This window comes from Micrococcus sp. HMSC31B01, from assembly GCF_001816085.1.
Taxonomy (GTDB): domain Bacteria; phylum Actinomycetota; class Actinomycetes; order Actinomycetales; family Micrococcaceae; genus Micrococcus; species Micrococcus luteus.
Genome location: NZ_KV825405.1, coordinates 1 through 2,428, shown reverse-complemented (window position 1 = coordinate 2,428; position 2,428 = coordinate 1). Strand labels below are relative to the sequence as shown.

Sequence of the window (2,428 nt, the reverse complement as noted above, 5' to 3'; positions counted from 1 at the left end):
CGCACCGCCGAGCACGCGGCCGCGGCCCTCGCGACCGCCGCCGACGACGTGCTCGTCTGCTCGACCGGCCTCATCGGCGAACGCCTGCCGATGGACACCCTCACCGCGGGCGTGTCCGAGGCGGTCGCCGCCCTCAGTCCGGACGGCGGCGAGGACGCCGCCGTCGCGATCAAGACCACGGACACCGTGGCCAAGACCGCCGTGGCCCGCGGCGCGGGCTTCACCGTGGGCGGCATGGCCAAGGGGGCGGGCATGCTGGCACCCGGCATGGCCACCATGCTCAGCGTCATCACCACGGACGCCGACGTCCCCGCCCCCGCCCTCGACGCGGCCCTGCGCGAGGCCGTGCGCGCCACCTTCAACCGGGTCGACTCGGACGGGTGCATGTCCACCAACGACACCGTGATCCTGCTGGCCTCGGGCGCGTCCGGGACCGCGCCCGAGCCCGAGGCGTTCGCCGCGGCCCTCCACGAGGTCTGCGCGGACCTGTCCCGCCAGCTCGTCGCCGACGCCGAGGGCGCCCGGCACGACATCGCCGTGCGCGTGGTCCACGCCGAGACCGAGGAAGCGGCCGAGGCCGTCGCCCGCGCCGTCGGCCGCTCCAACCTGTTCAAGACCGCGATCTTCGGCCAGGACCCGAACTGGGGACGCGTGATCGCCGCCGTCGGCACGGTCCCGGAGTCGGTCGCCGCCTTCGACCCGTACGCCCTCGACGTGCGCTTCAACGGCGTCCAGGTGTGCCGCGCCTCCGGTGTGGGGGAGGACCGCTCCCGCGTGGACCTGACGGCCCGCGAGGTGCTCGTCGAGGTCGACCTGCACGCCGGCGACGCCGAGGCCACGGTCTGGACCAACGACCTGACGCACGACTACGTCCACGAGAACTCCGCCTACTCCACGTGAGGACCCCCAGCATGAGCCCGCACACCGACCCGGCCACGGCGGCCGCACCCGTCCTGTCCACCGCGGACCGGCTCGACCGCGCCGAGTCCAAGGCGGAGGTCCTCGTCGAGGCCCTGCCCTGGATCCGGCGGTTCGCCGGCACCGTCATGGTCGTCAAGTACGGCGGCAACGCCATGGTGTCGGAGGAGCTGCGCCGGGCGTTCGCCGAGGACATCGTGTTCCTGCACCACGTGGGGGTCCACCCCGTGGTGGTGCACGGCGGCGGCCCGCAGATCAACGCGATGCTCGACCGCCTCGGCATCGCGTCCGAGTTCCGCGGCGGCCTGCGCGTGACCACCGAGGAGGCCATGGACGTGGTCCGCATGGTGCTCACGGGACAGGTGGGCCGCGAGCTGGTCGGCCTCGTGAACTCCCACGGCCCGTACGCCGTCGGCTTCTCCGGCGAGGACGCGGGGCTGCTGCGCGCCCGCCGCACGGGCGCCGTCGTGGACGGGCAGGAGGTGGACCTCGGCCTCGTGGGCGAGGTCACCGGCGTCGACCCGACCGCGATCCTCGACGTGATCGAGTCCGGGCGGATCCCCGTGGTCTCGTCGGTCGCCCCCGAGATCGACGACGACGGCCAGCCCACCGGGCAGGTCCTCAACGTCAATGCGGACACCGCCGCCGCGGCCCTGGCCGCCGCCCTCGGCGCCGCGAAGCTCGTGCTGCTCACCGACGTCGAGGGCCTCTACGCGGACTGGCCGGACCGGGACTCCCTCATCAGCTCGCTCACCGCCGCCCAGCTGCGTGCGCTGCTGCCCTCCCTGGCCTCCGGGATGATCCCGAAGATGGCCGCGTGCCTGGCGGCCGTCGACGCCGGCGTGCAGCGCGCCCACGTCGTGGACGGCCGCCGCCCCCACTCGATGCTGCTGGAGGTCTTCACCTCCGCGGGCGTCGGCACCCAGGTGGTGCCCGACGCCGAACCCACCGCCCCGACCACCCCCGAGGAGGACGCATGAGCACCGACCAGTCCGCGCTGCTGGAGCGCTACCACGCCGCCCTGACCGGCGTCTTCGGCCGCCCCACCCGCGTGCTCGTGCGCGGCGAGGGGGTCCACGTGTGGGACGCCGACGGCCGGCGCTACACGGACCTGCTGGCCGGCATCGCCGTGAATGCGCTCGGCCACGGCCACCCGGCGCTGGTGCGGGCCGTGTCCGAGCAGATCGCCACGCTCGGCCACGTGTCCAACCTCTTCACGTCCGAGCCGCAGATCCGCCTGGCCGAGCGCCTGCTGGAACTGCCCGGCGTGCCCGCGGGCTCCACCGTGTTCTTCGCGAACTCCGGCACGGAGGCCAACGAGGCCGCGTTCAAGCTCGCCCGCCGCCACGGTGCGGACGACCCGTCCGGCCGCCGGACGCGGGTGATCGCGCTCGAGCGGGCCTTCCACGGCCGCACGATGGGCGCCCTCGCGCTCACGCACAAGGAGGCCTACCGGGCGCCCTTCGAGCCGCTGCCCGGCGGCGTGGAGCACGTGCCGGGCGGGGACGCC

The 2,428-nt window shown here is 74.6% G+C and carries 3 protein-coding genes; all 3 read left to right on the top strand.

Features of this window, described 5'->3' with window-relative positions; translation table 11 throughout:
- Window positions 1-900: bifunctional glutamate N-acetyltransferase/amino-acid acetyltransferase ArgJ (argJ, locus tag HMPREF3105_RS11475; protein WP_070709710.1), on the top strand; the 900-nt coding region annotated here is incomplete at its 5' end.
- 11 nt (window positions 901-911) lie between these two features.
- Window positions 912-1,898, top strand: coding sequence for an acetylglutamate kinase (gene argB, locus HMPREF3105_RS11470; RefSeq protein ID WP_196296765.1), 987 nt, complete (start codon window positions 912-914; stop codon window positions 1,896-1,898).
- Window positions 1,895-2,428: aminotransferase class III-fold pyridoxal phosphate-dependent enzyme (locus tag HMPREF3105_RS11465; protein ID WP_141762528.1), on the top strand; the 534-nt coding region annotated here is incomplete at its 3' end. The genes argB and HMPREF3105_RS11465, both read left to right, overlap by 4 nt.

What these genes read in the sequence shown, in the direction of transcription:
- argB (WP_196296765.1), top strand. Translation starts at nt 912, where the DNA reads ATGAGCCCGCACACCGACCCGGCCACGGCGGCCGCACCCGTCCTGTCC.